General features: G+C 64.3%; 31 protein-coding genes and 1 tRNA gene. 12 read left to right on the forward strand and 20 right to left on the reverse strand.

All coding sequences use genetic code 11. From position 1 onward, the window contains the following. On the forward strand, positions 1–1,347 hold a 1,347-nt coding region (locus ACE3SN_RS08600; RefSeq protein WP_374529254.1), incomplete at its 5' end, for an AMP nucleosidase. On the opposite strand, the gene ACE3SN_RS08605 is transcribed toward ACE3SN_RS08600, so the two are convergent. After that, entirely contained in the window at positions 1,325–2,089 is a 765-nt protein-coding gene (locus tag ACE3SN_RS08605) for an alpha/beta fold hydrolase (RefSeq protein WP_374529255.1), read from the reverse strand. The genes ACE3SN_RS08600 and ACE3SN_RS08605 overlap by 23 nt on opposite strands. Further along, on the reverse strand, positions 2,086–2,532 hold the full coding sequence (locus ACE3SN_RS08610; protein WP_374529257.1) for a GFA family protein: 447 nt from the start codon (positions 2,530–2,532) through the stop codon (positions 2,086–2,088). Before ACE3SN_RS08610 ends, ACE3SN_RS08605 begins: the two co-directional genes overlap by 4 nt. 102 nt (positions 2,533–2,634) lie before the next feature. On the opposite strand from ACE3SN_RS08610, the gene ACE3SN_RS08615 reads away from it, so the two are divergent. Genes ACE3SN_RS08615 through ACE3SN_RS08625 form a run of 3 tightly spaced genes read left to right on the forward strand, consistent with a single transcriptional unit; the run spans position 2,635 to position 5,762 of the window. Then, entirely contained in the window at positions 2,635–3,078 is a 444-nt protein-coding gene (locus tag ACE3SN_RS08615) for a MarR family winged helix-turn-helix transcriptional regulator (RefSeq protein WP_374529258.1), read from the forward strand. After that, positions 3,071–4,135 (forward strand): HlyD family secretion protein, encoded by a 1,065-nt coding sequence (locus ACE3SN_RS08620; RefSeq protein WP_374529260.1) that lies wholly within the window; start codon positions 3,071–3,073, stop codon positions 4,133–4,135. The genes ACE3SN_RS08615 and ACE3SN_RS08620 overlap by 8 nt, the downstream gene beginning before the upstream one ends. A 13-nt stretch (positions 4,136–4,148) precedes the next feature. After that, on the forward strand, positions 4,149–5,762 hold the full coding sequence (locus tag ACE3SN_RS08625) for an MDR family MFS transporter (protein ID WP_374529262.1): 1,614 nt from the start codon (positions 4,149–4,151) through the stop codon (positions 5,760–5,762). 21 nt (positions 5,763–5,783) lie between these two features. Here the strand turns inward: ACE3SN_RS08625 and ACE3SN_RS08630 are convergent, their stop codons facing one another. From ACE3SN_RS08630 to trmD, 4 genes are all read right to left on the reverse strand, one after another. After that, positions 5,784–6,809: an aspartate-semialdehyde dehydrogenase gene (locus tag ACE3SN_RS08630; protein WP_374529264.1), complete on the reverse strand. Its 1,026-nt coding sequence runs from the start codon at positions 6,807–6,809 to the stop codon at positions 5,784–5,786. A 38-nt stretch (positions 6,810–6,847) separates the two neighbouring features. Then, a complete protein-coding gene (locus ACE3SN_RS08635) occupies positions 6,848–9,007 on the reverse strand; it encodes a DPP IV N-terminal domain-containing protein (RefSeq protein ID WP_374529266.1) in 2,160 nt (719 codons plus the stop codon). A 122-nt stretch (positions 9,008–9,129) separates the two neighbouring features. After that, the gene (gene rplS, locus ACE3SN_RS08640) at positions 9,130–9,498 is read right to left on the reverse strand and encodes a 50S ribosomal protein L19 (protein WP_374529268.1); all 369 of its coding nucleotides are present in this window, start codon (positions 9,496–9,498) and stop codon (positions 9,130–9,132) included. Then, on the reverse strand, positions 9,495–10,241 hold the full coding sequence (trmD, locus tag ACE3SN_RS08645; protein WP_374529270.1) for a tRNA (guanosine(37)-N1)-methyltransferase TrmD: 747 nt from the start codon (positions 10,239–10,241) through the stop codon (positions 9,495–9,497). The genes rplS and trmD overlap by 4 nt, the downstream gene beginning before the upstream one ends. A gap of 74 nt (positions 10,242–10,315) precedes the next feature. Here trmD and ACE3SN_RS08650 point away from each other — a divergent pair, with 74 nt between their 5' ends. Next, positions 10,316–11,182 carry a hypothetical protein gene (locus ACE3SN_RS08650; RefSeq protein ID WP_374529272.1) on the forward strand — a complete coding sequence of 289 codons (867 nt, stop codon included), beginning with the start codon at positions 10,316–10,318 and terminating at the stop codon, positions 11,180–11,182. Here ACE3SN_RS08650 and rimM read toward each other — a convergent pair. The 5 genes from rimM to ACE3SN_RS08675 all read right to left on the reverse strand — a co-directional run bounded on the left by rimM (position 11,157) and on the right by ACE3SN_RS08675 (position 14,221). Beyond that, the gene (rimM, locus tag ACE3SN_RS08655) at positions 11,157–11,648 is read right to left on the reverse strand and encodes a ribosome maturation factor RimM (RefSeq protein ID WP_374529274.1); all 492 of its coding nucleotides are present in this window, start codon (positions 11,646–11,648) and stop codon (positions 11,157–11,159) included. The two genes, ACE3SN_RS08650 and rimM, sit on opposite strands and share 26 nt — an antisense overlap. 3 nt (positions 11,649–11,651) lie before the next feature. Then, on the reverse strand, positions 11,652–12,116 hold the full coding sequence (gene rpsP, locus ACE3SN_RS08660; RefSeq protein WP_374529276.1) for a 30S ribosomal protein S16: 465 nt from the start codon (positions 12,114–12,116) through the stop codon (positions 11,652–11,654). 36 nt (positions 12,117–12,152) lie between these two features. After that, positions 12,153–13,595, reverse strand: a complete 1,443-nt coding sequence (gene ffh, locus ACE3SN_RS08665; RefSeq protein ID WP_374529278.1) for a signal recognition particle protein — start codon at positions 13,593–13,595, stop codon at positions 12,153–12,155. A gap of 106 nt (positions 13,596–13,701) precedes the next feature. After that, a tRNA-Ala gene (locus tag ACE3SN_RS08670) sits at positions 13,702–13,777 on the reverse strand. Between the two features lie 123 nt (positions 13,778–13,900). Beyond that, positions 13,901–14,221: a TIGR02300 family protein gene (locus tag ACE3SN_RS08675; protein ID WP_374529279.1), complete on the reverse strand. Its 321-nt coding sequence runs from the start codon at positions 14,219–14,221 to the stop codon at positions 13,901–13,903. 193 nt (positions 14,222–14,414) lie between these two features. Between ACE3SN_RS08675 and aroA the strand changes: the two genes are divergently transcribed. From aroA to ACE3SN_RS08710, 7 genes are all read left to right on the forward strand, one after another. After that, positions 14,415–15,749, forward strand: coding sequence for a 3-phosphoshikimate 1-carboxyvinyltransferase (gene aroA / locus ACE3SN_RS08680; RefSeq protein WP_374529308.1), 1,335 nt, complete (start codon positions 14,415–14,417; stop codon positions 15,747–15,749). Continuing rightward, positions 15,746–16,018 carry a permease gene (locus ACE3SN_RS08685; RefSeq protein ID WP_374529281.1) on the forward strand — a complete coding sequence of 91 codons (273 nt, stop codon included), beginning with the start codon at positions 15,746–15,748 and terminating at the stop codon, positions 16,016–16,018. Before aroA ends, ACE3SN_RS08685 begins: the two co-directional genes overlap by 4 nt. Further along, positions 16,015–16,638, forward strand: a complete 624-nt coding sequence (locus ACE3SN_RS08690; RefSeq protein WP_374529283.1) for a d(CMP) kinase — start codon at positions 16,015–16,017, stop codon at positions 16,636–16,638. Before ACE3SN_RS08685 ends, ACE3SN_RS08690 begins: the two co-directional genes overlap by 4 nt. 34 nt (positions 16,639–16,672) lie before the next feature. Further along, positions 16,673–17,026 carry a cytochrome c gene (locus tag ACE3SN_RS08695; RefSeq protein WP_374529285.1) on the forward strand — a complete coding sequence of 118 codons (354 nt, stop codon included), beginning with the start codon at positions 16,673–16,675 and terminating at the stop codon, positions 17,024–17,026. A 224-nt stretch (positions 17,027–17,250) separates the two neighbouring features. Next, complete coding sequence (rpsA, locus tag ACE3SN_RS08700) at positions 17,251–18,954, forward strand: 30S ribosomal protein S1 (protein WP_374529287.1); 1,704 nt, start codon at positions 17,251–17,253, stop codon at positions 18,952–18,954. A 107-nt stretch (positions 18,955–19,061) separates the two neighbouring features. Then, entirely contained in the window at positions 19,062–19,823 is a 762-nt protein-coding gene (gene gloB, locus ACE3SN_RS08705) for a hydroxyacylglutathione hydrolase (RefSeq protein WP_374529289.1), read from the forward strand. A gap of 4 nt (positions 19,824–19,827) precedes the next feature. Next, positions 19,828–20,808, forward strand: coding sequence for an NADPH:quinone oxidoreductase family protein (locus tag ACE3SN_RS08710; RefSeq protein ID WP_374529291.1), 981 nt, complete (start codon positions 19,828–19,830; stop codon positions 20,806–20,808). A gap of 10 nt (positions 20,809–20,818) precedes the next feature. On the opposite strand, the gene ACE3SN_RS08715 is transcribed toward ACE3SN_RS08710, so the two are convergent. The 9 genes from ACE3SN_RS08715 to ACE3SN_RS08755 all read right to left on the reverse strand — a co-directional run. Next, positions 20,819–21,307 (reverse strand): hypothetical protein, encoded by a 489-nt coding sequence (locus ACE3SN_RS08715; protein WP_374529293.1) that lies wholly within the window; start codon positions 21,305–21,307, stop codon positions 20,819–20,821. A 112-nt stretch (positions 21,308–21,419) separates the two neighbouring features. Beyond that, a complete protein-coding gene (locus tag ACE3SN_RS08720) occupies positions 21,420–21,977 on the reverse strand; it encodes a hypothetical protein (protein WP_374529295.1) in 558 nt (185 codons plus the stop codon). After that, positions 21,970–22,461 (reverse strand): ATPase, encoded by a 492-nt coding sequence (locus ACE3SN_RS08725; RefSeq protein WP_374529296.1) that lies wholly within the window; start codon positions 22,459–22,461, stop codon positions 21,970–21,972. Before ACE3SN_RS08725 ends, ACE3SN_RS08720 begins: the two co-directional genes overlap by 8 nt. A gap of 81 nt (positions 22,462–22,542) precedes the next feature. Beyond that, the gene (locus ACE3SN_RS08730; protein ID WP_054122335.1) at positions 22,543–22,770 is read right to left on the reverse strand and encodes a F0F1 ATP synthase subunit C; all 228 of its coding nucleotides are present in this window, start codon (positions 22,768–22,770) and stop codon (positions 22,543–22,545) included. 64 nt (positions 22,771–22,834) lie between these two features. Next, positions 22,835–23,656 carry a F0F1 ATP synthase subunit A gene (locus tag ACE3SN_RS08735; protein ID WP_374529299.1) on the reverse strand — a complete coding sequence of 274 codons (822 nt, stop codon included), beginning with the start codon at positions 23,654–23,656 and terminating at the stop codon, positions 22,835–22,837. Next, positions 23,637–23,984, reverse strand: coding sequence for an AtpZ/AtpI family protein (locus ACE3SN_RS08740; protein ID WP_374529301.1), 348 nt, complete (start codon positions 23,982–23,984; stop codon positions 23,637–23,639). Before ACE3SN_RS08740 ends, ACE3SN_RS08735 begins: the two co-directional genes overlap by 20 nt. Before the next feature lie 188 nt (positions 23,985–24,172). Beyond that, the gene (locus tag ACE3SN_RS08745; protein WP_374529303.1) at positions 24,173–24,589 is read right to left on the reverse strand and encodes a YdbL family protein; all 417 of its coding nucleotides are present in this window, start codon (positions 24,587–24,589) and stop codon (positions 24,173–24,175) included. 17 nt (positions 24,590–24,606) lie between these two features. Further along, a complete protein-coding gene (locus ACE3SN_RS08750) occupies positions 24,607–24,864 on the reverse strand; it encodes a YnbE family lipoprotein (protein ID WP_374529305.1) in 258 nt (85 codons plus the stop codon). 11 nt (positions 24,865–24,875) lie between these two features. Beyond that, the coding region (locus ACE3SN_RS08755) for a YdbH domain-containing protein (protein WP_374529307.1) at positions 24,876–26,864 on the reverse strand (1,989 nt) is incomplete at its 5' end.

Here is a 26,864-nt window from a genome sequence, read left to right on the forward strand (position 1 = left end):
GCAGCAGACGGCACCCTCCCCCCCGCTGAACGCCGCGAAACCCGCGCCTGGTGCTATCCGGAACTGCGCGTCCACTACTCCGGCGAAGAAACCCGCCCGGACCTGGCCCGTGCCTTTGGCCGCCTGGCCCATCCCGGCACCTTCAGCACCACGATCACGCGGCCGGCGTTGTTCGCCGACTACCTGACCGAGCAGCTCGACTTGCTGGCCGACGATTACACAATCGAAGTCGAAGTCGCCCGCTCTGAACAGGAAATTCCCTTCCCCTATGTGATCGACGCCAGTGCCGATCTTGGCGCGATCCGCCCGGCTGACCTTGCCCGCCATTTCCCGTCAACCGAACTGGCGATGATCGGCGACGAACTGGCCGATGGCATAGCGGTCGACGGAATGGACGAGGCGATCCCGCTCGCCCTGTTCGATGGCCTGCGCACCGATTTCAGCCTGGCGCGCCTCGCGCATTACACCGGCACTGCGCCCGAACACGTCCAGCGCTTCGTGCTGTTCACAAACTACCACCGCTATGTCGACGAATTCGTCGATTGGGCGGCGATGCAACTCGGCACCAACGGCTACGTCGCGCTCTCGGGCGCGGGCGGCCTGCTGCTCGACGAGCCGACCGGGAACGCCCGCGCGCGCCTGTCCGACACGGCCTGGCGGCGCCACCAGATGCCGGCCTATCACCTGATCCGCGAGGATCGGATGGGAATCACGCTGGTCAACATCGGGGTCGGCCCGGCCAACGCCAAGACGATCTGCGATCACCTGGCCGTGCTACGCCCGGAAGCCTGGCTGATGATCGGCCATTGTGGCGGCCTGCGCGATACGCAGCGGATCGGCGACTATGTGCTGGCCCACGCCTATCTGCGCGATGACCGGGTGCTCGATCCGGTCCTGCCGCCGGAGATCCCCATTCCGGCGATCGCCGAAGTCCAGATTGCGCTCGCCCGCGCGGCCGAAATGGTCAGCGGGGATATTGGCGCGAACCTCAAGAAGCGGATGCGCACCGGCACCGTCGCCACGACCGACGACCGCAACTGGGAGCTGCGCTACACTCAGTCGGCCCGCCGCCTGAGCCTTAGCCGGGCAATCGGGATCGACATGGAAAGCGCCACCATCGCGGCGCAGGGCTATCGCTTCCGGGTTCCCTACGGCACGCTGCTATGCGTTTCCGACAAGCCGCTGCACGGCGAAATCAAGCTGCCCGGCCAGGCCAACCGCTTCTACGAGGAGGCAATCGCCGCGCACCTGCTGATCGGCACCACCACGATCGATCTGCTGCGTGCCGAAGGGGCCAGGCTCCACAGCCGCAAGCTGCGCGCCTTCAACGAGCCGCCGTTCCGGTAAGAAAGTCGACGATCGCCAGGCTCAGATCGGGCTTGGTCACGCAGCTCATATGGGTTCCGGGAATGATTGCCTGGACCGCGTTAGGCAGCACCGCAGTCAAGGCGGCGGGATCGCCATTGTCACGGTCCGTATCGCCGTTGACGATCAACGTCGGCATGGTCAGCCTGGCGAGCTGTTCGGGCGGCGTATCCGAGAAGGTCTGCAGCAGCAGCCTTGCCGCAACCCGGTCAACCTTCATGGTTTTCATGAAGGAAACCGCCGGAAAGGCGGGGTCGCCATGTTTGACGCTGTCAAACCGGTCGATCGCATCGATGAAGAAGGCCCCCCGACCGGTCCAGCCTGCCAGCCCCTCCAGCCCCATGCCGCCCAGCACTAACCGGCGCGGCGCGAGGCCCGCAATCACCCCGCGCACCGAAGTGCGCGCGCCAAGCGAGAAGCCGCACAGGTCATAGTCGGTCAGGCCGAGATGCTCGACCAGCGCGATCGCGTCCAGCGCCAGGACATCGTCGGGATAGGCGGCCGGATCGTGCGGAGCCGCGCTCTGCCCATGCGCGCGCAGGTCAGCCATCAGGCACTCGAACCCGGCCGCGGCGAGCCGTTCGGCGTGGCCCCACTTGATCCAGTTCATCTCGGCGCTGGAGAACAGGCCGTGCAGCATCACGAGCGGACGCCCTTCCCCGAGCCGATGCAGCGCAAGCTGCGTACCGCCAAAACCGGGGAAGAATTCATGGCGCAAATTCATTCCGGAACCTCCAGTCCCTTTGCCTTCCAGCGCTCCGCGACGCTGGTCGTAGTCGCGCTGTAGTGCCGGGGCAGGTCGCGCGTGTCGAGCCAAGCCTCGTGCAGGGACTCGCATCCGGCGTGGGCAACCGGCTTGAACCAGGAAGGGTCGTCGAAGCTGCCCAGAGTCAGGTCCTGCCCGCCAGTGCCGTCGATCCACGCAAATCCCAGCGGCGTTCCGCAGGCGCTGCAAAACGGTCGGCGCGCGACCGGCGAGCTTTGATACCAGTCCGGCTCTACGGTCCAGGCAATCTTGCCGGCCGGAACTTCAACGAAGGCCGCAGCAAACCCGCCGGTCGCCTTCTGGCACATCCGGCAATGACACAGGTAGGCATCGCTATTTTGAATTTCGACGCCGTAGCGGATACGGCCGCACTGGCAGCCGCCGGTCATGGTCTTGCTCATCGCCTTTCAATAGCGGTGCCTCGGCGACCTGTCATGTCCGACGGAAAATGCTGCACTGCGGCATTGACATCATAAGCACGCTTATTATATGCGCCCTTACACATGGAGAACATCGGTTATCTGCTTGGCGACCGTTCGCGCCTCTTGCGCCGCGCTTTTGATGAGCGTGTGCGGGCGCTTGGCGTGACTGGGCCGCAGGCGCGTCTGCTCTTCTACCTCACCCGGAACGAGGGGGAGAACCAGGGCTTTTACGCCGAGGAACTGGACGTGGAACCGATCACGCTGTGCCGCATGGTCGACCGGCTCGAGGAATCCGGCATGATCGAGCGACGCCGTTCCCCCGCCGACCGGCGCGCCTGGCAACTGTTTCTGACCGAGAGCAGCCGGAACAAGATCCCCGAAATGCGCGAATGCATTGACCAGTTGCTGGAAGAAATGCTCGCCGGGATCAGCCCGGACGAGCGCGATGAATTTGCACGAATATTGACGGCGATCGGTGTCAACCTGGGTGCCCGCCGCGACAACAAGGTATCGATCGATGGCTGAAGCCGATCCCCAGATTGCCGTTTCAACGGATGCCCCCGAAGTGCCCGCGCCGCGCCGCCGCGGGGGGCGCCTCGCGCTGATGTTGTCGCTGCCGCTGGCGCTGCTGATCGGCGCGCTGGTCTATTGGCAGAGCCTGCAGGGCCAGGTTTCAACCGACAATGCCTATGTCCACCTCGACAAGGTTTCGGTCAGCGCGGAAGTTTCGGGCAAGATCGTGCAAGTGTTCGTCAAGGAGAACCAGTACGTCAAGGCGGGCGACCTGCTGTTCCGCATTGATCCCGAACCCTATCAGCTCCAGCTTGCGCAGGCTGACGCGGCGATCGCGACCGCGCAGGCCAGCCAGACCGCGCTCGCCAATGCCAGCGCGATGTCGGGGGCCGATGTCGCCGCGGCCCAAGAGAACATCGCCTACGCCAAGACCAACCTGGCCCGGCAAGAGGCCCTGTGGAAACGCGGCTTCACCACCAAGGCTTCATACGATGCCGCCCAGCACCAGGTTGCCCAGGCCGAAGACCAGCTTTCCATCGCCGTGGCAAAGAGCCGCGAAGCCGAGGCAAAGCTGGCTACCGGCGCGCAGGTCCCCGGGGTCTATCCGCAGGTTGCCGCCGCGCGGGCCCAGCGCTCGACCGTCGAAATGAACCTGCGCCGCACCGAAGTGCGCGCGCCCGTTTCCGGCACGGTCAGCCAGGCGGACCGCCTGATGATCGGCCAGGAAATGGTCACCGGCCTTCCGGTCGTGACGCTGGTGGCCGACAAGAGCGCCTATATCGAGGCGAACTTCAAGGAAACGGAACTGGCCGACATGCGCGTGGGCCAGCCCGCCGAAGTCCGCTTCGACGCCTATCCGGGGGTTGTCCTGCGCGGCCATGTCGCGTCGATCGGGGCCGGCACGGGTAGCGAATTTTCGGTGCTGCCCGCCCAGAATGCCACGGGCAACTGGGTCAAGGTAACCCAGCGCGTCCCCGTGCGGATCGTGCTCGACGAGCCCTGCCCGCGCCCGCTGATCGCCGGTCTTTCAACCAAGGTGAAGGTCTTTACCGACGGCCGGAAGCACTAGGAGCCCTGAAGCCATGGCGAGCAGCGCCATTCCGGGCCGCGGCGGCCGCTCCGCTCCGCCATCGCCCCCACCCATGCCGCAGGCCGACGTGGCGTTATTGCCGGTCGAAAACCCGATTATGCTGACCGTCGGGATCATGACCGCATCGCTGCTGCAGGTTCTAGACACCACGATCGCCAACGTCGCGATCCCGCACATGCGCTCGCAGCTCGGCGCTACCGCAGATGAAATCAGCTGGGTGCTGACCAGCTATATCGTCGCCATGGCCGTCGCCATGCCAATCACTGGATGGCTGGCTGACCGGGTCGGCTCGCGTCGTCTGTTCATCTTCTCGGTCGCGGGCTTCGTGATCTCCTCGATGCTCTGCGGCATGGCCCAGAACATCACGGAAATGGTGATTTTCCGGGCCTTGCAAGGCGCTACCGGCGCATTCATCTCACCGCTCAGCCAAGCGGCCATGATCGATACCAACAAGCCCTCGCGCCAGCCCCAGATGATGGCGCTGTGGGGCATGGGGATCATGATCGGTCCGATTCTGGGTCCGATCCTGGGCGGCTGGCTGACCGAAAACTGGAACTGGCGCTCGGTATTCTATGTCAACGTGCCGCTGGGCATCCTGTCGCTGGCAATCATGCTGGCCGAACTCCCCACCCGCCCGATCGTGCAGCGACGGTTCGATCTGACCGGGTTCACGCTGGTCGCTCTGGCCCTCACCTCGATCCAGCTGCTGCTCGACCGCGGCAACCACATCGACTGGTATGATTCCGCCGAAGCCTGGATCTATACATTGGTCGGGATTTCCTGCGCGTGGATGGCCGTGATCCACCTCGCGACGGCTAAAGACCCCTTGTTCAACCGCCACTTGTTCGCCGATCCCAATTTCATCGTCGCGCTGGTCTTCATGGTCGTGATCGGGGTGGTGATGTTCGCAACAATGGCGCTGCTGCCGCCGATGCTGCAGCAGCTGTTCGGCTTCGGAGTGATCGACACCGGCGAAACGCTGATGCCGCGCGGCGTTGGCACCCTGCTCACCATGCAGCTCTCGGGCTTCGTGATCAGGCGCGGGTTTGATCCCCGCATCCTGGTCGCCTCGGGCTTCGCCATCGCCGGAATCTCGCTGTGGGAAATGGCGAACTGGTCGCTCGACGTCGACTATGCCCATGTCGCCACTTCGGGCTTTATTCAGGGCATCGGCATGGGCCTGGTGTTCATCCCGCTCAACGCGAGCGCCTTTGCCACCTTGTCGCCGGCGCTACGCACCGATGGTTCGAGCTTGCTCAACCTCTCCCGTTCGATCGGCTCGTCGATCGGCATTTCGGTGGTGACAGCCTTGTTCGCGCGGAACCTACAGATCAGCCACAGCGATCTGGGTTCGCACATCAATGCGTCATTCACCGACCTGATCGATTTCACCACGATCGATCGCTTCCAGGTCGTCGGCGAAGCGGCCTTGCGTGTGGTCGATGGCCTCGTCAACAGGCAGGCGGCCATGATCGCCTATATCGACAACTTCTACCTGATGATGTGGCTCAGCTTTGCAGCGATCCCGCTGGTTGCGATGATGCGCAAACCCGACCTGCGCCGAACACCCGGGGACAAGGACGCCGCAGTGGACCTGCCGCACTAACCCCACTCAATACGGGGCAGATCAGCCCTTCTTGAGGTGGCGCCGCCCGAGCAGTTCGGCAATCTGCACCGCGTTGAGCGCCGCGCCCTTGCGCAGGTTGTCGGAAACGCACCACAGCGACAGGCCGTTGTCCACCGTCGGGTCCTCACGCACCCGGGAAACGAACGTCGCGCCATCGCCGACGCATTCGATTGGCGTCACGTATCCGCCGTCCTCGCGCTTGTCGATCAGCATCACGCCGGGGGCCTCGCGCAGGATTTCCTGGGCCTGTTCGGCCGAAATCTCGTCCTCGAATTCGAGGTTGATCGATTCGGAGTGCCCGACGAACACCGGCACCCGAACGCAGGTGGCGTTAACCTTGACCTTGGGGTCGAGGATCTTCTTGGTTTCGACGACCATCTTCCATTCTTCCTTGGTCGAACCGTCGTCCAGGAAGCTGTCGATGTGCGGGATCACGTTGAACGCAATCTGGCGGGTGAACTTGCGCGGCTCGATCGGATCGCCGACGAAGATCGCGCGGCTCTGTTCGAACAGCTCGTCCATCCCGTCCTTGCCCGCGCCGGAAACCGACTGGTAGGTTGAGACAACGATGCGCTTGATCTTCGCTGCGTCGTGCAGCGGCTTCAGCGCAACCACCATCTGGGCGGTCGAGCAGTTGGGGTTGGCGATAATCATCTTGCGCTTGTAGCCGTCGATCGCCTCGGGGTTCACCTCGGGCACGATCAGCGGCACGTCCGGGTCCATGCGGTAGAAGCTCGAATTGTCGATCGCCACGCAGCCCGCTGCCGCTGCCTTGGGAGCATAGACCTTGGCAACCTCGGACCCAGCCGAAAACAGCGCGATGTCCCAGCCGGCAAAGTCGAAATGCTCAATGTTCTTGACCTTGAGCATCTTGCCGGTCTCGCCAAACTCGATCTCGTCGCCGGTCGAGCGAGACGAGGCCACCGCCGCCACTTCGTCGCAAGGAAACTCCCGTTCGGCGAGGACATTGAGCATCTCGCGCCCGACGTTCCCCGTCGCGCCGACAACCACTACCCGGTAACCCATCGTCTTGCTCCGTAAACTGTTGCCGTGGCCCTAGCGCCTCACTGCGGCGGCGTCACCCCGTGGCGGGAGAGGAACGCGAAGATCGTCTCCCACAGGTGGACGCCCACCTTCGGGCCGCCGACGCGGTGCGTATAGCCGGGATAGAGCATCATTTCGAACGGCACCGCCTCGCCTTGCAACTTCGCGATCAGGGCCGAGGAATTTTCGAACACCACGTTGTCGTCAGCCATGCCGTGGATCAGCAGAAATGGATCGGCGATCTTGCCCGCGTCGTCCAGCGCGTTCGCCTTGGCATAGGCTTCGGGTACTTCGCGCGGATCGCCCATGTAGCGTTCGGTGTAATGGGTGTCGTAAAGTTCCCACTTGGTCACCGGCGCGCCGGATATGCCCGCCGCATAGAGCCCCGGATCGGCCTCCAGCATCTTGAGCGTCATGTAACCGCCATAGGACCAGCCGTAGGTGGCGATCTTGCCGCCGTCCACGAAGGGCAGCGACTTGAGATAGAGGGCCCCCGCCTTCTGGTCGGCCACTTCGGGCGCGCCCATCGCGCGCCAGATCGGGCTTTCGAAGGCGACGCCGCGATTGGCGCTGCCGCGATTGTCGAGTTCGAAGAAGATGTAACCGCGCGCCGCGATGGCCTGTTCCAGCGTGCCCGCCCAGGCCCGCGTCACCGTCTGCGCGTGGGGGCCGCCATAGTGCTGGAAGAACACCGGATAGCGCTTGCCCGGCTCCATGTCGGGCAGGATCATCTTCCAGTGCAGCACGGTGCCGTCATCGGCCGTGATGGTGCCAAAGCGGGGCGCGCGGTGATGCCCGCAGAACGGCGCATAGGGATGCGCATCGTCCAGCTTGTTTTCCTCCACCCACGCGAGCCGCTTGCCGCTGGTATCGGCGAGATAGACTTGCGACGGCTGGGTCGGCGACGAGCGGCTGATCAGCAGCGTCTGCCCGCGCTTGTCCATGCTGGCGGCGTGATCCCAGCCCGGCTCGCCCAGCGTCTCCATCCGGTCTGGATGCGCCAGATCGAACGCGTAGAGCTGCATCGCCAGCGGATCATCGCGCGTGCCGAGAAAATAGACGCGGCCGTTCTGTTCATCGACGCCAACCAGCTTGCCGACCACCCACTCGCCCTTGGTCAGCTGCCGCCAATCGTCGTTCTTGAAATGATAGAGGTGGCCAAAGCCATCGCGCTCCGACCACCAGATCAGGCTACCATCGGCAAGGAAACGGTAGTTGTCCGACAGGTTGATCCAGCTTTTCGGCGCGGCCTCTTCGGCAAACCACAGCTCCGCCGCGCCTGTGGCGGGATCGACCCGCAGCATCTCCAGCCGGGTCTGGGCGCGATTCTGGCGCTGGACATAGAGCGTCTCGCCATCTGGCGCCCAGTCGACGCGGGCAAGGTAAATGTCACAGTCCGGCCCTAGGTCGACCTCGACCCGCGCCGATCCGTCGGGCCGCATCACGAACAGCGAGACCAGCGCATTGTCCGAACCGGCGACGGGATAGCGCTGCTCGAACGTGCGTGTTCCTTCTGCTCCGATCGCGGCGCGGGTGACGATCCCGACCGGCGCATCGTCGAAGCGCTGCACCGCGATCCAGCTGTCATCCGGCGCCCACCAATAGCCGGTGAAGCGCGCCATTTCTTCCTGCGCGACGAACTCGGCCTCACCCCAATGGACGGTGTCGGCAGCTTCCGCCGGACTGATCGGCTGGGCCTCGCCACCCACCTTGCCGATCCACAGCCGCTGTTCGCGCACGAACGAAAGATAGCCGCCCTTGGGGCTGAGCGCGGGGTTGAGCGCATCCGCGCTGCTCGTCGTCAGAGGCGTAACGCTGCCGTCCAGGCGCGCAAGAAACAGGTCGCCATCGAGCGGGACAAGGATCGCGGTGCCGTCGGCCGTCCATTCATAGCTGACGATGCCCTTCAGGTCACCGATCCGCTGACGCTCGCGTTGCATCTTCTCTGCTTCGGAAAGTTCCCTGCCCGAAGTAAGCTTGAGGCTGTCAACCAGCATGGACCATTCGCCGCTTGTCCGCTCAAAGCCCCACAGGTCATAGCGTTCGCGGTCTTCGGCGCGGGCGCGCAACACGGTCAGATACCGCCCGTCTGGCGAAAGCTTGACCCCGCGCGGGACTGGTCCGGCAAGACTGGGGCTGGCAAAGACGCGCGCGAAATCGAGAGCGGCAGCTTCGCTCACCGCAGCGTGTCCGGTGAGGCATCAGGAATGCAGGTCAATTTATAGTCCCAAATAGCAAAAGGGCGCCCCGACAGTGCCGGGACGCCCTTGTACGCATTTTATGCTGCGTAGCGCCAGAAGGCTTAACCTTCGCTGCGCACGTCACGGCGCTCGGCGATGCGAGCGCGCTTGCCGGTGCGGCCGCGCAGGTAATAGAGCTTCGCACGACGCACGACGCCGCGGCGAACCACGGTGATCGATTCGATGTTCGGCGAGTAGATCGGGAACACGCGTTCCACGCCTTCGCCAAAGCTCATCTTGCGCACGGTGAAGTTGCTGCCGATGCCCTTGTTCGAACGCGCGATGCACACGCCTTCGTAGGCCTGAACGCGGGTGCGTTCACCTTCAACGACGCGCACGCCAACGCGCACGGTGTCGCCGGGACGGAATTCCGGGATATCCTTCGCGGCCTTGGCGATTTCCTCGGCCTCGATCTGCTGAATCAGGTTCATTTGCCCTGGTCCTTCGTTTCATGCCGCGCGCCAGAGGCAGACTGGACCCGAGCATCCTCATGACGCTCCCAAAGATCCGGCCTGCGTAACCGTGTATCGACCTCGGACCGTGACTTTCGCCAGGCCGCGATCTTCGCATGATCCCCCGATCGCAGCACTTCAGGGATCGTGCGCCCTTCCCATTCCTGGGGCCGGGTATAGTGCGGATATTCAAGCAATCCCTGTTCAAAGGATTCCTCGGTCCCACTAGAAGCCGCGCCCATTACGCCGGGAAGCAGCCGAATGCAAGCATCTAACAGCATCAACGCCGCCGGTTCGCCGCCCGACAGCACGATATCGCCAACCGACACTTCCTCGACCCCGCGGCCTTCGAAAATCCGCTCGTCAAAACCCTCGAACCGGCCGCACAGCACGGTCACCCCCGGCCCTGCTGCCAGTTCGCGCACGCGGGCCTGCGACAGCGGTTTTCCGCGCGGGGTCATCGCGATCACCGGGCAATCGGGATGCAGGCTGCGCGCATGGTCGATCGCGCTCGCCAGGACATCGACCCGCAGCACCATCCCGGCCCCGCCGCCTGCGGGTGTGTCGTCGACGGTCTTGTGCTTGTCGATCGCGAAATCGCGAATCTGGACGGTGTCAAGGCTCCACTTGCCCTCGTCGCGCGCGCGGCCGGCCAGCGACATCCCAAGGGGTCCGGGAAACATTTCCGGATAGAGCGTCAGGACGGTGGCGGCAAAGGTCATGGCCAGCGCCTTTCCCAGATTAGCGGCGCCATCGCAAATGCTCTCTTGTCCAAGCGCCGTGAGGAGGCGACATTATGGCCATGCGCCAATACCTTCCCCTCGCCCTTCTCGCCCTCGCCGCCCCGGCTTCGGCCGAGATCATCGGCGAATGCCGCTTCGACCGCGATACGCTGACCTTTGCGGGCACGCCGGTCGAACAGGCGACCTGCCTGCTGCGCAAGGTTGGGCCGCTTGGAGTCAAGACGGACCAGCCCTTGCCGCCGATCATCGCCCAACTGCTGGAAAGCGGCGGCGCCCCCAGCCCCGCGATGACCGCAGCCGCGATAACCGCAATGCCCGAACCCTACCGCGCTTATGCCATCGAACACCTGCGCGATCCCGCCTCGCAGACGGCGGCGGGTCTGCCGGTGCTCTATTTCGTGATCCACGACACCAGCGAGCCGTTCTTTGGCAACGATCCGTTCCCCAAGCACCTCGACCGCGATCCGCGCGTCAACAGTTTTGCGTCCTATATGGACAAGACCTTTGGCGATGCGCCGGTCGCGCACATCTTTCTCAACCGCGAAGGGCAGATCTGGGCCGGGCACGACTTTGCCGAACCCTGGCGCGCCACCAAGCTGGAAAGCCGGGTGATTGGCCCCGCCGCGCGCGGGCGCTTCGTCCATATCGAAACCGTGCAGCCGCGCCGGTTCATGAAGGGCTACAGCGACCGCGAGCATACCTACGGGCCGAAACCCGGCTTTTCCGATCCGCAATACCGGATGCTGGCCGCGCTCTATGTCTATGCCAGCGCGCGGGCCGGGCATTGGCTGATCCCCGCGTTTCATTCGACCGTCGACGCCGGGATTCCCGACGCTCATGACGATCCGCAGAATTTCGAATTGAAGAGGTTCGCGAAGGAACTGGAAAAGCTGGTCAATCCGCCGCGTAAGCCGCGGTGATCAGCAGACGCTCGCCATCCCACTCCGGCACGGCCTCGGCGCGCATCGGCACCATGAAGCGCTTGCCATTGGGGCGCTTGATTTCCAGCACGTCGCCCGCACCGTAATTGTCGACCGCGATGCAGTGGCCCAGGTCTTCGCCATCGGTCGAGACGGCGGGCAGACCGATCAGGTCGGCGTGGTAATATTCGCCATCGGTCAGCGCGGGAAGCGCCGAGCGCGGGACAGTCAGCGCCGTGCCGCGCAGCTTTTCAGCAGCGTTACGATCGGTCACTTCGGCGAAGCGGGCAATCGCCCCGCCCTTGCCGTCATCGCGCAGCTTGGTGAGCGTGAGGGCGGAATCGTTGAAGGCGCGGTAGCGCTTTAACGCCACCACGCCTTCACCAAACAGCTTGAGGCGGACCTCGCCCGTCACCCCATGCGCACCGGTAACGGCGGCCAGCGTGACGGGGCGATCCTGGGCCAAGGCTTAGCCTTCAGCCGCTTCTTCGCCGGCGGCTTCAGCAGCCGGAGCTTCTTCAGCAGCAGCTTCTTCGGCCGGAGCCGCAGCAGCGGCGGCAGCTGCTTCTTCGGCTTCCTTGGCGGCTTCGATCGCGGCAGCGGCCTTTTCAGCCTTTTCCTCGGCGCGTTCCTTGGCCTTCTTGCCCGGTTCGCCCTTGCTCGGGTTCACGGTGGCGACGCGTTCCTTGATCCCGGCCTTGTCGAGCATACGGGCAACGCGGTCGGTCGGCTGGGCGCCAACGCCGATCCAGTAACGCACGCGATCTTCGACCAGACGGACGCGGTTTTCATCGTCCTTGGCCAGCAGCGGGTTGTAGGTGCCCACCTGCTCCAGGTACTTGCCGTCGCGCGGAGCGCGGCTGTTGGAAACGACGATCTTGTAATAGGGGCGCTTCTTGGAACCGCCGCGCGACAGACGCATGGAAACAGACATTTGATCTACCTTTCGATATAATTCAGATAATTAGGTTTATTTCTTCAGAAAATTCGTAAGATCGGGCGCTGAACCCAGACCGGGCAAGCTGCCTGCCCCTGGCTGCTGCCCCAGCCCCGGCATCGCCGCGCCCAGACCGCCCTTGCCGAACAGCTTGGCGAGGCCGCCCAGGCCGCCCATCTTCTTGATCTGCTTCATCGCGCGCTCCATTTCCTGGTGCATCTTGAGAAGCTTGTTCACGTCCTGCACCTGGGTGCCGGAACCGTTGGCAATGCGGATCTTGCGTTTGGCATTGAGCAGGTCGGGCCGTGCGCGTTCCTTGGGGGTCATCGAACCGATGATCGCATCCATCCGCAGCAGCACCCGGTCGTCCATGCCGCTCTGCTGCATGGCCTGCTTGGCCTTCTTCATGCCCGGCATCATGCCCGCCAGCGCGCCGAGACCGCCCATGTTCTGCATCTGCTTCAGCTGGGTGCGCAGGTCGTTCATGTCGAACTGACCCTTGGCCATGCGCTCGGCCATGCGCTCGGCTTCTTCCTGCTCGATCGCCTGCGCCGCCTTTTCGACGATCGAGACGATGTCACCCATGCCGAGGATGCGGCTGGCAACGCGGGAAGGCTGGAACACCTCAATCGCGTCGAGCTTTTCGCCCGTACCGGCAAACTTGATCGGCTTGCCGGTGACCGCGCGCATCGACAGCGCCGCACCGCCGCGCGCATCGCCGTCCATGCGGGTCAGCACCACGCCGGTCAGGTCAACCTGGCCCGCAAAACTCTGCGCAACGTTGACCGCGTCCTGACCGGTCAGCGAATCGACGACCAGCAGGGTTTCCTTCGGCACCGAGATGGCGGCAACCGCCTTCATCTCGTCCATCAGCTGCTGGTCGACGTGGAGACGGCCCGCGGTGTCCAGCAGCAGCACGTCAACTGCCTGCAGCTTGGCCGATTGCAGCGCGCGGGTGGCGATCTCGACCGGCTGCTGCCCGGCGATGATCGGCAGGGTAGCAACCGAGACCTGCTCGCCCAGCACCTTCAATTGTTCCTGCGCGGCCGGGCGATTGACGTCGAGCGACGCCATCAGCACCTTCTTGCCCTGCTTTTCCTTGAGCAGTTTGGCCAGCTTTGCAGTCGTGGTGGTCTTACCCGAACCCTGCAGACCGACCATCATGATCACGACCGGTGGGGTGGCGGCCAGATCGAGGCCCGGAACTTCCGTTCCGCCCAGCATCTCGACCAGCGCGTCGTTGACGACCTTGACGACCTGCTGGCCCGGCGTGACCGACTTCAGCACCGCGTGGCCAACGGCCTTTTCGGTAACCTCGTCGATGAAGCGGCGGACCACCGGAAGCGCGACGTCGGCTTCCAGCAGGGCGATTCGCACTTCGCGCATCGCATCGCGGACGTCCTGTTCCTTCAGCGCGCCGCGTCCGCGCAGCTTGTCGAAGACGCTGCCGAGGCGATCTGAAAGGGTATCGAACATCCGTTCGCTCACTCCATTGTGGCCGAAAACCGGCCGAAACGCGAAAAAAGCCGGTGGGCGAAACCTCGCCGACCAGCTTGCCGCTCAAAACTCTGCACTCGAGGAATGGTGGAGCCTAGCGGGATCGAACCGCTGACCTCCTGCATGCCATGCAGGCGCTCTCCCAGCTGAGCTAAGGCCCCATTCCATTCATCGCGGCGTCCCCTGGGAGGGCCACCAACCCCTTGCCACCGGTGTTATACCCTTCGGCTTGGAGGCCGCCCCTCTAGTGGCGGCCTTTCAGCTTGGCAAGAGGGTAATTTACATCAAACGTCGTCAGCGTCGCCGTCGCCGTCGATCCCGACGCCAAGGTCGTCATCGCCGCCCAGATCGACGTCGTTGTCCGGCGAATCGCCATCTTCATCGATGTCGAGATCTTCCGCTGCCAGATCGACGTCCTCGCCAACCTCGACCTTTTCCTTCTGAAGTTCTTCATAGGGAATCGGCTGCTTCGACTTGAGCACCGGTTCCGGGTGCCAGGCATAGCCGCATTCGATGCAGGTGACCGGGTTATCCTTGCCCAGATCGTAAAAGCGGGTGCCGCACTTCGGGCAACCGTGCTTGGTGCCCCATTCAGCCTTGACCATGTCAATTCCTCGATGCTGCCCGCCGTCAAAAAACCGCAGGCTAAAACCTTCAATACGTATTGGAGAGCGCCATCGTCTGCTCCAGCGCGGCGCGCGCCTTGCCATAGCGCGCGCCCGCTGTCAAAAGCCGCGCGCATTTCTTACCCGCATCCAGCCGAAAGCCCGCCAATTGTCCAGCGCCGACCCCACCCAGATGCGCCCCCGCCGCTTCATGCCCGTAGGGCCGCTCAAGGGCACGATCCGCGTTCCCGGTGACAAGTCGATCAGCCACCGCTCGATCATGCTGGGCGCACTGGCGGTGGGCGAAACCCGCGTAACCGGCCTGCTCGAAGGCGAAGACGTGCTCTCCACCGCCGCCGCGATGCGGGCAATGGGGGCCAGCGTCCTGCGACAAGCTCAGGATGATCGGGGTGGTGCCGAGTGGATCATTCACGGCGTTGGCGTGGGCGCGCTGCTCCAGCCGGAGGCCGCGCTCGACATGGGCAATTCGGGCACTTCGACGCGTCTCCTCATGGGTCTGGTCGCCAGCCACCCGATCACCGCCAGCTTCATCGGCGATGCCAGCCTGTCGAAGCGTCCGATGGGCCGCGCGATCGAGCCGCTCAGCCGCATGGGCGCCGAGTTTACCGCCAGTCCGGGTGGCACCCTGCCCTTGATGCTGCGCGGTGCATCGCCGGCCGTGCCGATCGAATACCGCCTGCCGGTTGCCTCGGCCCAGGTGAAGAGCGCGATCCTGCTGGCGGGGCTGAACACGCCGGGCGTGACCACGGTGATCGAGCCCGTCCCCACCCGCGATCACAGCGAGCGGATGCTGCGCGGCTTCGGCGCGGAACTCAGCGTCGAGATCGATTCCGATGGCGCGCGTGTGATCCGGATTCGTGGCGAAGCGGAACTGAAGCCGCAGGTGATCGAGGTACCGGGCGATCCCTCGTCCGCCGCCTTCTTCATCGTCGCCGCGTTGATCGTGCCGGGCAGCGAACTGACGATCCAGAACGTCGGCCTCAACCCGACCCGCGCCGGGATCGTCGAAGTGCTGCGCCAGATGGGCGGCAACATTACCGAGGTAAACCCCCGCGAAGTCGGCGGCGAGCCGGTGGCCGACCTGCTGGTGCGCCATTCCGCGCTCAAGGGCATTGCCGTCGACCCCGCCATCGCGCCGAGCATGATCGACGAGTTCCCCGCGCTGTTTGTCGCTGCCGCGCTGGCCGAAGGAACCACTGTAACGACCGGCCTCGACGAATTGCGGGTGAAAGAATCGGACCGTATTTCCGTGATGGCCGCCGCGCTGTCAGCCGCCGGTGCGCGGGTTACCGAAACCGAGGACGGGCTGACGATCGAAGGGACCGGGGGCGATCCGCTGCCCGGCGCGAACAACCAGCCGGTTGCCACGCACCTCGATCACCGCATCGCCATGTCGATGGCGGTGGCCGGCCTTGCCAGCCGCGGCGGCGTGGAAGTGGACGATACCCGCCCCATCGCCACCAGCTTCCCGCAGTTCGAAGCACTGCTGGACGGTCTGAAAGGATGACCATGCTTGTCCATCTGGGCCACGCCGAGGCCAATGCCATCGGTTTTATCGGCACGGCCTGCATCGTCTTCGCCTACGGCTATGCCACCTATGCCAAGACGCCCAACCCCTTCGTCCAGCACGGCGTCAACCTGGCAGGAGCCGCGTTCCTGACCGTGTCGCTGCTCGTCAACATGAACCTGGCGTCCTTCGTGCTGGAGTTCTTCTGGGCCGCGATCGCCATCTGGGGGCTGGCGAAGGCGTGGCGGGCGCGGCGCGTCAAGCCATGATCATCGCGGTCGATGGCCCTACCGCATCGGGCAAAGGCACCATCGCCAAGGCGCTGGCCGCCCATTTCGGCCTGCCGCATCTCGATACCGGGCTGCTCTACCGTGCGGTGGGGCGGCAAGTGGCGTTAAGCGGCGGCAACCCGGACGACAGCGCCGATGCGCTCACCGCCTGCGCCTTTCAGGACAGTCTGCTCGCCGATCCCGAACTGCGCAGCGAAGCCACAGGCGGCCTTGCCAGCCGGGTTTCGGTCCACCCCGCCGTGCGCCAGGCGCTTTACGAGCGTCAGCGCGCCTTCGCCACCCAGCCTGGCGGCGCGGTGCTTGACGGGCGCGATATCGGCACGGTGATCGCGCCAGAGGCCGAGGCCAAGTTGTTCGTCGTCGCCAGCGTTCCCGCCCGCGCCGAACGCCGCCTCAAGGAAATGCAGGCCGCCGGGCGCAGCGTCTCCCTCGCTGAAATCGCCGCCGACCTCGAAGCGCGCGACCTGCGTGACCGCACTCGGGCCCAGGCACCGCTGATCGCGGCGAGCGATGCCGTGCTGCTTGATACCTCCGATCTTGGGCGGGACGAGGCGATCGCGACTGCGATCGCGATCGTCGCAGCGCGCACCGGGCGTTGAGCCGGTCGGGCTTTGGGTGTTAAGGCTGCAAACCATGATCAAGCCCGTCTTCCTTGCCGCTCTTGCCGTCACCCTCGCCGCCTGTGCCACCGCGCCCGGACCGAAACACCTGACGGCGCAGCAAAAGCGCGGGCAGGCCTTCGCCAAGACGCACTGCGCGATCTGTCACGGCATCGGCAGGGGCGATACCTCGCCCAATCCGGAAAGCCCTCCGTTCGAGGCCGTAGTCAACACGACCGGACTTACTGCAGAAACGCTCGGCACCTTTCTGCGCGATTCACACAATTATCCGGGCCAGATGACCTTTAAAATCGACGCCGCGAAGGTGGACGATCTGGCGGCCTATATGGTGACGCTCAAACGAGCGGACTATCATCCCGAGATTTAAGCCCGAAATCTGCGGGTTTCGCCCCATTTTCCTTGCTTTTGGCGCCCCCCGCGCATAAGGGCCGCCGGTCCGCGGGAGCCTTGGCTCTTTCGGGCGCCGCGATTGGCATTCGGCCGCCGTGGCAGTTCGGCCCTTTTGGCCCGCGTTCCGCAATGGTGCGGAGGCGGAGAAAAGACCGGCGGACCCAACCGCCAGGCCGGGAAAAATGTTGAAGGAACCATACAATGGCTACCAACCCCACGCGCGATGAATTTGCCGCGCTGCTGGACGAATCGCTGGGCGGCGCTGCCGACGGCGGATTCGAAGGCCGTGTCGTCAAGGGCACGATCACCGCAATCGAAAACGACAAGGCCGTCATCGACGTCGGTCTCAAGAGCGAAGGCCGCGTCGCGCTCAAGGAATTCGCCATGGCTGGCCAGCCCCACGGGCTGAAGGTCGGCGATGAAGTCGAAGTCTATGTCGACCGCGTCGAAAACGCCGACGGCGAAGCGATGCTCAGCCGCGACCGCGCCCGCCGCGAAGCCGCCTGGGACAAGCTTGAAAACGAATTTGGCGAAGGCAAGCGCGTCGAAGGCGTGATCTTCGGCCGCGTCAAGGGCGGCTTCACCGTCGACCTCGACGGCGCCGTTGCCTTCCTTCCCGGCTCGCAGGTCGATATCCGCCCGGTGCGCGACGTGCAGCCGCTGATGGACGTGCCGCAGCCGTTCCAGATCCTCAAGATGGACCGTCGCCGTGGCAACATCGTCGTCTCGCGCCGCGCGGTGCTGGAAGAAACCCGCGCCGAACAGCGCTCGGGCCTGATCCAGAACCTCGCCGAAGGCCAGATCATCGACGGCGTCGTCAAGAACATCACCGACTACGGTGCGTTCGTTGACCTGGGCGGTATCGACGGCCTGCTCCACGTCACCGACATGAGCTACAAGCGCGTGAACCACCCGAACGAAGTGATCGCCATCGGCGACACCGTGAAGGTCCAGATCATCCGCATCAACCAGGACACCCAGCGCATCAGCCTCGGCATGAAGCAGCTGGAATCGGATCCGTGGGAAGGCGTCGCCGCCAAGTACCCGGTTGGCGCGAAGCTGCACGGCACCGTCACCAACATCACCGAATACGGCGCCTTCGTGGAGCTGGAACCGGGCATCGAAGGCCTGGTCCACGTTTCGGAAATGTCCTGGACCAAGAAGAACGTTCACCCCGGCAAGATCGTTTCGACCTCGCAGGAAGTCGACGTGCTGGTGCTGGAAGTCGATTCGGACAAGCGCCGCATCAGCCTCGGCCTCAAGCAGGCTCAGCAGAACCCCTGGGAAGCTTTCGCCGAAAAGCACCCGGTTGGCTCGACCGTCGAAGGCGAGGTCAAGAACGCGACCGAATTCGGCCTGTTCATCGGCCTCGATGGCGACGTGGACGGCATGGTCCACATGTCGGACATCGCCTGGGGCATCTCGGGCGAAGATGCGCTGGCCCTGCACCGCAAGGGTGAGCAGGTTTCGGCCGTCGTGCTCGACGTCGACGTCGAAAAGGAACGCATCAGCCTCGGCATGAAGCAGCTCGAAAAGGGCGCTCCGGCTGCTGGCGTTGCCGCTTCGGGCAGCTCGCTGCGCAAGAACGAAGTCGTCACCGTGACCGTGCTCGAAGTGCGCGACGGCGGCCTCGAAGTTCAGGCTGGCGACGATGGCGCGACCGGCTTCATCAAGCGTTCGGACCTTGGCCGCGACCGCGACGAACAGCGTCCCGACCGCTTCCAGGTTGGCCAGAAGCTCGACGCGATGGTCATCGGCTTCGACCGTTCGAAGAAGCCGAACTTCTCGGTCAAGGCCCGCCAGCTCGCCGAGGAAAAGGAAGCCGTGGAACAGTACGGTTCGTCGGATGCCGGCGCTTCGCTGGGCGACATCCTTGGCGCCGCGCTGAAGGCGAAGAAGGACTGATCCTTCGTTCGCTGCCGCAAGGCCAGCCAGTCAAAGGCCCGTCCGGAGCGATCCGGGCGGGCTTTTGCTTTGCGCGAATGCGGGTATGGTGCCCGCAGGAGAGTCCCATGCTTGAAATCCACCAGTTCCCCTGCCTGTCGGATAATTACGGTTATCTGCTGCACGATCCCGACAGCGGCGAAACCGCCTGCATCGACACCCCCGATGCCGCCGCCTACCTCCACGCTGCGCAGGAGCGCGAGTGGCAGATCACCCAGATCTGGAACACCCACTGGCACCCGGACCATGCTGGCGGGAACGAGGCAATCAAGGCGGCGACCGGCTGCACCGTGCTGGCCCCCGAGATCGACGCGGAACGCATCCCCGCGGTCGACCGGATCGTGAAACACGGCGAAACCGTCTGGCTGGGCGAATGGGACGCCGCCGTGATTGGCGTGGGTGGTCATACCAACGGCCACGTGGCCTATCACCTGCCCGATGCCGAAATGGCCTTCGTCGGCGATGCGCTCTTCGCGCTGGGCTGCGGACGGATGTTCGAAGGCACCGCGCCCCAATTCTGGACCAGTCTCACCCGGCTGAAGGCCCTGCCACCTGCCACCATGCTTTACTGCGCGCACGAATATACTGCTTCCAACGCCCGCTTTGCGCTCCACGCCGATCCCGATAACGCGGAGTTGCAGACCTACGCCGAAGAAATCCGCCACCGCCGCGATGCCGGGCAGCCGACGGTGCCCAGCAAGCTCCTGCGCGAACTCAAGACCAATCCGTTCCTCCGCGCGGATAATCCGGAATTGCAAGCTCGCTGGGGCCATCCGGGCGATGCCGTTGCCACCTTTGCCGCCCTGCGCGCTGCCAAGGACACGTTCTAAGCGCATGCAAGCCCTGCTCGTTGAATCGCTTTCGCCCGACCTGTCCGGTGTCCATCTCGCTGACCTACCCATGCCGACTTGCGGACCGGGGCAGGTGCTGGTCCGCATCAAGGCCGCCTCGCTCAACTTCCCTGACCTGCTGATGACCAAGGGCGAGTACCAGTTCAAACCGCCCGTCCCCTTCATCTCCGGCCTGGAATTCTCTGGAGAGGTTTTGGAGGCCGATCCGGCCAGCGGCTTTATTCCCGGCGACCTGGTGATGGGCGGGCAGAAAACCGGCGCCTTCGCCGAATATGCCGCGGTTGAGGCGCGATCCCTGCGCAAGGTTCCCCAAGGGCTCGATTGCAGCACAGCCGCCGCGCTGGGGGCAGCCTATGGCACAGCCTATACCGCGCTTGTCGAACTGGGCGGGATCCAGCCCGGCCAATGGGTGCTGGTTCACGGCGCGACGGGCGGCGTGGGCCTCGCGGCGGCGGACCTTGCCAAGGCACTCGGCGCCAAAGTCATCGCCGCCAGTGGCAGCGCATCCAAGCTGGAGGCCCTGAAGGCTTCCTGCCATCCCGATGCCGTCCTCCTGGCCGAAGGGCGCTTTCGGGAACAAGTGGCCGAGATCACCGACGGGAAGCTTTGCGACCTCGTCTGCGATCCGGTGGGTGGCGACATCTTCGACGAAAGCACCCGCTGCGTCGCGTTTGGCGGCAAGCTGCTGGTGGTAGGTTTTGCAGGCGGACGCATTCCCGAAATCTCGGTCAACATCCCGCTGATCAAGGGCTTCTCGGTGGTCGGCGTACGCGCAGGTGAATATGCCCGCCGCTTCCCCGAGCGCGGCCGCGTGATCAGCGCAGCGGTCGACGCCCTCGCCTCGTCCGGCAAGCTCCACCCCCACATCGACCGCACCCTGCCCCTCAGCCGCTGGCGTGAAGCCTTCGACGCGATGGGCGGACGCGGGATCGTCGGCAAGATCGTGCTGGTGCCGGGCAGCTAGGCCCGCCTTTTCAGTAAAGGTATTTGTCGGCGCGGACCGTGAAGATCAGGTTATAACCAGAGCTTGGCGTGCGGATCAGTTTGATTTTCTTCTCACCTTCTCGCCAGATTAAGACCGTGCCGACCGAGGTGAAGTCTACAGAACTCCCATTGCTGCCGAAGCCGATCACGCTCCCAAAGGTTGTACTATCAGTTTCCGGCGTACCGCGGTCGCGCTTCAAATCGGCATACATGCGTTCAAAGCAGTTCGCTTCGCGATCAAGTCCCATAAAGATAATCGTTACAAGTCGCCCATTTTCTTGGCGATACCCCATCTCGGCTATGCAACCGGGATAGATTTCTACCTTGCGCTTGGGCTTCGATGCCTTGAACGCCTTCAATTCCTCCTTTGTGCTCGCAGTCGTGAACCCGTTCCACAATTCGATGGGCGCCGATGAGACAGCCTGCGCGGAAGCAGCACCAACGATGGCAAGTGGTAACATTACCAGGCCAAATCTCATGCTCGTCTCTCCAAACACCTTCCAACACTTCCAACACAGGTAACCGCAAAGCCCAAAACGAAAAAGGGCGGCTCGTTGGCCGCCCTTTCCCCTCTCCAACTCGTGATGGCCCTCAGAGGCCGCCGATCGCTTCATCGACCAGCGCCTTGTCCGCCTTGGCAGTGTGAGCGCCGGCGATCAGGCCGCGCGCTGCGCTCGTCGCCGCTTCGGCAGCCTTGGCGCGCAGTTCGGCAACCGCGCCGCGTTCGGCAGCTTCGATCTTGTCCGAGGCCATCTTCTCGCGGCGGGCGATCACGGCCTTGGTGTCTTCGGCAGCCTTGGCAACAATCGCCTCGGCTTCGCGGGCCGCATGCTCAAGCATTTCGGCAGCGTCCTTTTCGGCGCCAGCGATCTTGTCGGCATATTCCTTGCGCAGCGCTTCGGCTTCGGCGCGCAGCGCCTTGGCTTCGTCAAGCTGCTGCTTGATATGGGCGATGCTGGCATCGAGACCCGAGGTCACGAGCGAGGGCACCTTCTTCCAGATCAGGATGGCGATCAGCGTGGCCATCGACAACGCCACCCACATACCGGGCGTGACGAAGCCGAACGCCATCGGTTCGGCATGCTCGGCACCATGGCCGGCCGCCTCAGCCGCTTCGGAAAGCAGTGCGATCAGCGAAAGATCAGCCATTGAGCACCTCCTTCACCGCGGCGCGGGCCGCATTGGCATCTACCGTAAGGCCGGCAAGGCGCAGAGCGATATCGCTGGCGGCATCGCTGGCAACGGTTTCGATTTCGGCCAGCGCACCGGCGCGGGCCTGCGCGATCTTGGCTTCGGCTTCGCTCAGACGTTCGTCGATCTTGGCGTTGGCCTTGGCAAGGCTGGCCTCGCTGGCCTTGGCGGCATCCGCCTTGGCCTTGGCGATCAGCGCCTGGGCCTGCCCGCGCTGCTGCGCGGACTGGACGCGCCAGGCCTCTTCCTGCTCGTCGGCCGCCTTGCGAGCGGCTTCGGCAGCAGCCAGGTCATCGGCGATCTGCTTGTCACGGGCTTCGACCGTCGCCATGACCTTGGGCACCATGCCCCGGCCGATAACGAAGAAGATGAAGCCGAAGAACACCAGCAACCAGAAGATCTGGCTGGCATAGGTATCGGCGAGCTGCGCGATTTGAGGCATCGGAACGTCCGGGGTCTGCCCGGCCCGCCCTGCCCCGGATGGGACAAAGGCGAAACCGGTCGGTCAGTCAGTCTGGTTGCGTCAGGCGACGAAGATCAGGATCATCGCGACGACGAACGAGAGCAGGCCCAGAAGTTCGGCGGCGGCGAAGCCGATGAACAGGCGGCCCTGCTGGCCGTCAGCGGCGCCAGGGTTGCGCAGCGCGCTTTCAAGGAACGAACCGAAGACGTTACCAACGCCGATGGCGGCCATGCCGGCACCGATAGCAGCGAGACCAGCGCCGATCAGCTTTGCGCTTGCAGGTTCCATGTCAAAACTCCTTTTCTCGAAAATTCGGGTTGTTGGGTACAAAACTCAGTATGAAAACTTGTGCTTAGTGCAGGTTCTCGGCGTCGTTGAGATAAAGCGAGGTCAACAGCGCGAAAACGTACGCCTGGATGCCGGCGACGAGCAGCTCGAGCGCCGAGATCGCGACCATCAGCACGAAGCTGGGCAGGCCGATGCCAAGGCCCCAGCCGGCGCCGGCGTTGGCGCTGTCGATCACGAAGCTCGAGAGCACTTCCAGCAGCACGTGGCCGGCCATCATCGCCACGAACAGTCGCAGCCCGAGGCTGAACGGACGGACGAGGAACGAAACCAGTTCGATCACCGGGATCAGCCACATCAGCCACAGCGGCGTGCCGTGCGGCACGAACAGCGAGAAGAAGTGCAGGCCATGACGGGCGAAACCAACGATCAGCACGATCGAGAACGACAGGATCGCGAGCACGCCGGTCACCGTGAAGTGGCTGGTGGCGGTAAACGGATGCACGCCGAACAGGCCGAGCGGCACGAGGCCGAGCATGTTGGCGAACAGGATGAACATGAACAGCGAGAAGATGTAGGGCACATACTTCTTGCCGGCGGGGCCGATGTTGGCGGCCAGCAGGTTGTCGATGAAGCCGGTGAAACTTTCCACCGCCATCTGCCAGCGGGTCGGCACCATCTGGCGCTTCATCCCGCCCGCGACAAACACCAGCAGCGCCAGGGTGGTCAGTGCCATCCACAGCGCAGAGTTGGTGAAGGCGATATTGTAGCCTGCGATCGACCAGTGATCGGTGCCGAAAAGCGGCTCGATCGAGAACTGGTGCATCGGATCGACTTTGGCCTGTTCGGCTGCCACGCGTCCTGCCTCTTCAATTCGTCTTGCCGGCATCGCCACCCTCAGCGGGCTTTTGCGATGCCATCCGGATGATGCTCCTGAATGCGACGATGATTCCGAGGAACATCACCACGATCAGACCCCAGGGCGATGTCTTGGCAAACTGGTCGATTACCCAGCCCACGAACGCACCGCCACCGATTCCCCCCAGCAGTTCCGCGAGAACCCGGTTCCCCATGCGATAGTTCGCATCGGCTTCCGCGCCCCCGACTGGCTTGTTGCGCTCCTCTTCCCGCTCGCGTGCGGCCCTGAGCCGCGCTTCGAGCGCGTCGATCCGCGCATCATCGCCGATGGGTTCTCGTGCAGGAGGCTCGTCATTCATGCCAGCACCTATAACAATGCAGGGCACGGGCAACGGCTACCCGCCCAAGGCGCCGCCCCCTTAGCAGTCCGGACACCTGAGTCAACCGTTAGGACACGCGCAATTCGCAGGCGCAAAAAGGCCTCCCGGCGCGGCTCGCGCGGGGAGGCCCGGAATTACCAGAAAATGCCCCGGAAAATGCCGTGGATTTATGCGGGCGGGCAGCGGTTGTCGCGCAGCGGCGGCGCGCTCGTGCGGGTCTGCCAGCTGCCGTCCGGAGCCTGGTACTTTTCCCCCGGCGTTGTGCGGGCGATCGCCACGCAGGCCGCGGTGAAGGCATAGTCCTCGATCGTCACGCCCTTGGCCGCGGCCTTGTCGGCATAGATCGCGCGGCGCTTGATGTTGAGATCCTCGGCCATCTTCTTCACTTCCGGGCTCGGCGTGGTGGGATAGCCAAGATAGCCGTCGGTCTTTTCCCCGACAGCGCCCGAAGCGCGCGCAGCGGCATAGGCCGGATCGCGATCCTGCGCCGAAGCCGGTGCGGCCAGCGCCAGCGCGGCCAGCGCAGCGGCCCCGGCCACCAGGGCCAGCGGGCGGTGAGCAAAGCGGTCGGTAGGCACAAACATCGTCAAATCTCCAAACCTCAAAAGATGTCGCCATGTTCTTCGATCGTGTTCCCGGCATCCGCCGCGAGCCGATAGACGACTTCCTGCTTGATGTTGATATTGAGCTCGATCACGATCGGCTTGTCCGGCGCATTGACTGAAATGCACCCGCCGAGCGCCAGCGCGCCGCTTACCAACATCCCCACGGCCCAAACCGGGCTGCGGCTTCCCTTCCGATCGTTTTCTGCGCGTCCCTGCATGGCGGGGATTGTCGCAGTCACGCTGCGGTTGGTCAATTCGTGGCTCTTCATGGCCTGTTCCTACTGACTGGAGGCTGAATGTTCTTGGGGTCGTTTGTTAATCCGGGCGCTGGAGGCGGCGTGGCGGGCTGGCCCGGTTGCGGCCCGCCCGGCGCCGGAGTGGCCGGCTTTTGCGGCGTGGAACCGCTGGTCGGGACCAGCCCCAGGGTGCGCGGATCCTGAACGTAGCTGGGATCGTAGGTCGACTTGAACGACGTCACCAGCCGCTGGAACGGCGCGCGGATGTTCACGTTGAACTGGATCGGCAGGCCCTTGATCGCCCGGGTCGCGATATTCTGCTTCGCGCCCACCCCTTGCGTGACGCCATCGAAACGCATCCGCGTGAAGATCTCGCCATCGAGGTTGCCGTCGAGTCCGATCTCCATGCGCTTGTAGTCGAGCGAGCGCAGCGACTGGAAGGCGAAGTTCGCCATCGGCGACAGGTCCTTGTAGGTCAGTTCGCCAACATAGGAGACATTGCCGCCGGGCGCGCGCGAGACGAGCATCCCTGCAACGATATGGCCGCCATTCTCGTCGAACACGATCGGGATGTCGCCATCGAAAATCCCCTCGGCGGACACGTTGCCAAGTTCCAGCTGCTGGACGAACTTGGCCGCATTGGCACCGCGCAGCCGCAAGGTGTAGCGCCGGACTTCGGACGCCCCCAGCACCATCCGCGTCGGCAGCAATTCCAGCGTCCCGTCGACGAACGGCCAGTTTGCCCCGTTCACGACCAGCACATTGTTGCCTTCAAGCTGGAATGAGACTTCGCCATTGTCTACCTCGATCCCGGGGTTGATCGAGGCGATCTGCAGCTTCTGATCGCGCTTGGTGACGAGACCGAGCAGGTCGGAAAACTCGACCGTGCCCCTAAGCCCCTTGGTCGGACCGAAGGCAGCCGCGAAATCCAGGCCCTGGGTGGAAAAGGTGCCGGTGCTGGTGACGTTGTCGGCATCCCAGTCGATCCGCCCGCCCCCGGTCACCGTACCTTTGGCATTAGCGATTACGCCCAGGGCGAGCGCTGTCAGCGTATCGGGCTGCATCGCATTGTCGAACACCAGCCCGGGAACGGTCAGGATCGCGTGACCCTTGCCGTCATCCATATCATGCGTGATGTCCGCCTTTACCACCTCGCGGTCGCTCCTCGGTTCGCGGAGCATGGCTTCGGCGGTAAAATCGCTACCATGCAGGTGCAATTCGGCATCGTGCGAGATCAGCGGGCGGAATCGGTCATCGACGGAGCGATCCTCAAGCCTGAAGGCAGCCCCGCTTACCCACAGATCGCTGTCGGCGAAACGCCATTGCCCCGTACCGTCCAGCACGTCGAGCGGCACGGCGCTGAGTTTGACCTCGGCCCCGGTAAATGTGCCGCTGATCTCCTTGCCCAAAAGGCCGGTCAACTGGGCCAGCTTGACCGTCGTCGGATACTGCACCGAACCTACCTCGACCGCGACGGTGCTGGCCGAGAGCTTGCCGGGCCAGTTGATCGCGACCGGGCCGCTGGCAAGCCGCAGCGGCGTGTCCTTGATCCGCCCCGCCAGGCTGAGCGAGCGGGCCAGTGCCGCGATCCGGGTGCCCCGCTCATCGCTACGCAGGATCGCGCCGTCGGCACCGGGGCAAAGCGTGAGCTGGCGGGGATCGAGTGTGAGGTTGGCGAGCTTGACGCTGCGGAACGAGAGCGGTGTGCAACTGCGCCAGGCCGAGAGCCCGCGCCGCGCCGACCAGTTGCCGTCAAGCGGCACCACCAGCCGGTCAATCCGGCCGTCCGGCACCGCGCCGGACAGTTCCGCCCGGCCAGAAAAGCCCAACTCGCCACCGCGCGTCTGCGCCAGGACCAGCGACGGGAGCGACAGGCGGGTATCCCCGGCGACGTATTCGGCCATCGTGAAACGCGCACCGGCCGTGCCATCGCCGTGGCGCTCGATCCGGCCATGAAGCTGCGGCAGTCCGGCACCGCCGGTCAGCACATTGCCCGAAATGCGCGGCAGCCCTTCCCC

The sequence above is a fragment of the Novosphingobium sp. genome, from assembly GCF_041915465.1.
Taxonomy (GTDB): Bacteria; Pseudomonadota; Alphaproteobacteria; order Sphingomonadales; family Sphingomonadaceae; genus Novosphingobium.

What these genes read in the sequence shown, in the direction of transcription:
- aroA (WP_374529308.1), top strand. Translation starts at nt 14,415, where the DNA reads ATGCGCCCCCGCCGCTTCATGCCCGTAGGGCCGCTCAAGGGCACGATC.
- ACE3SN_RS08690 (WP_374529283.1), top strand. Translation starts at nt 16,015, where the DNA reads ATGATCATCGCGGTCGATGGCCCTACCGCATCGGGCAAAGGCACCATC.
- trmD (WP_374529270.1), bottom strand. Translation starts at nt 10,241, where the DNA reads ATGACCTTTGCCGCCACCGTCCTGACGCTCTATCCGGAAATGTTTCCC.
- ACE3SN_RS08735 (WP_374529299.1), bottom strand. Translation starts at nt 23,656, where the DNA reads ATGCCGGCAAGACGAATTGAAGAGGCAGGACGCGTGGCAGCCGAACAG.
- rpsA (WP_374529287.1), top strand. Translation starts at nt 17,251, where the DNA reads ATGGCTACCAACCCCACGCGCGATGAATTTGCCGCGCTGCTGGACGAA.
- ACE3SN_RS08605 (WP_374529255.1), bottom strand. Translation starts at nt 2,089, where the DNA reads ATGAATTTGCGCCATGAATTCTTCCCCGGTTTTGGCGGTACGCAGCTT.
- rpsP (WP_374529276.1), bottom strand. Translation starts at nt 12,116, where the DNA reads ATGTCTGTTTCCATGCGTCTGTCGCGCGGCGGTTCCAAGAAGCGCCCC.
- ACE3SN_RS08620 (WP_374529260.1), top strand. Translation starts at nt 3,071, where the DNA reads ATGGCTGAAGCCGATCCCCAGATTGCCGTTTCAACGGATGCCCCCGAA.
- ACE3SN_RS08720 (WP_374529295.1), bottom strand. Translation starts at nt 21,977, where the DNA reads ATGGCTGATCTTTCGCTGATCGCACTGCTTTCCGAAGCGGCTGAGGCG.
- ACE3SN_RS08730 (WP_054122335.1), bottom strand. Translation starts at nt 22,770, where the DNA reads ATGGAACCTGCAAGCGCAAAGCTGATCGGCGCTGGTCTCGCTGCTATC.
- ACE3SN_RS08740 (WP_374529301.1), bottom strand. Translation starts at nt 23,984, where the DNA reads ATGAATGACGAGCCTCCTGCACGAGAACCCATCGGCGATGATGCGCGG.
- ACE3SN_RS08715 (WP_374529293.1), bottom strand. Translation starts at nt 21,307, where the DNA reads ATGAGATTTGGCCTGGTAATGTTACCACTTGCCATCGTTGGTGCTGCT.
- ACE3SN_RS08685 (WP_374529281.1), top strand. Translation starts at nt 15,746, where the DNA reads ATGACCATGCTTGTCCATCTGGGCCACGCCGAGGCCAATGCCATCGGT.
- ACE3SN_RS08695 (WP_374529285.1), top strand. Translation starts at nt 16,673, where the DNA reads ATGATCAAGCCCGTCTTCCTTGCCGCTCTTGCCGTCACCCTCGCCGCC.
- ACE3SN_RS08615 (WP_374529258.1), top strand. Translation starts at nt 2,635, where the DNA reads ATGGAGAACATCGGTTATCTGCTTGGCGACCGTTCGCGCCTCTTGCGC.
- rplS (WP_374529268.1), bottom strand. Translation starts at nt 9,498, where the DNA reads ATGAACCTGATTCAGCAGATCGAGGCCGAGGAAATCGCCAAGGCCGCG.
- ACE3SN_RS08630 (WP_374529264.1), bottom strand. Translation starts at nt 6,809, where the DNA reads ATGGGTTACCGGGTAGTGGTTGTCGGCGCGACGGGGAACGTCGGGCGC.
- ACE3SN_RS08625 (WP_374529262.1), top strand. Translation starts at nt 4,149, where the DNA reads ATGGCGAGCAGCGCCATTCCGGGCCGCGGCGGCCGCTCCGCTCCGCCA.
- gloB (WP_374529289.1), top strand. Translation starts at nt 19,062, where the DNA reads ATGCTTGAAATCCACCAGTTCCCCTGCCTGTCGGATAATTACGGTTAT.
- ACE3SN_RS08675 (WP_374529279.1), bottom strand. Translation starts at nt 14,221, where the DNA reads ATGGTCAAGGCTGAATGGGGCACCAAGCACGGTTGCCCGAAGTGCGGC.
- ffh (WP_374529278.1), bottom strand. Translation starts at nt 13,595, where the DNA reads ATGTTCGATACCCTTTCAGATCGCCTCGGCAGCGTCTTCGACAAGCTG.
- ACE3SN_RS08710 (WP_374529291.1), top strand. Translation starts at nt 19,828, where the DNA reads ATGCAAGCCCTGCTCGTTGAATCGCTTTCGCCCGACCTGTCCGGTGTC.
- ACE3SN_RS08725 (WP_374529296.1), bottom strand. Translation starts at nt 22,461, where the DNA reads ATGCCTCAAATCGCGCAGCTCGCCGATACCTATGCCAGCCAGATCTTC.
- ACE3SN_RS08650 (WP_374529272.1), top strand. Translation starts at nt 10,316, where the DNA reads ATGGCCATGCGCCAATACCTTCCCCTCGCCCTTCTCGCCCTCGCCGCC.
- ACE3SN_RS08610 (WP_374529257.1), bottom strand. Translation starts at nt 2,532, where the DNA reads ATGAGCAAGACCATGACCGGCGGCTGCCAGTGCGGCCGTATCCGCTAC.
- ACE3SN_RS08745 (WP_374529303.1), bottom strand. Translation starts at nt 24,589, where the DNA reads ATGTTTGTGCCTACCGACCGCTTTGCTCACCGCCCGCTGGCCCTGGTG.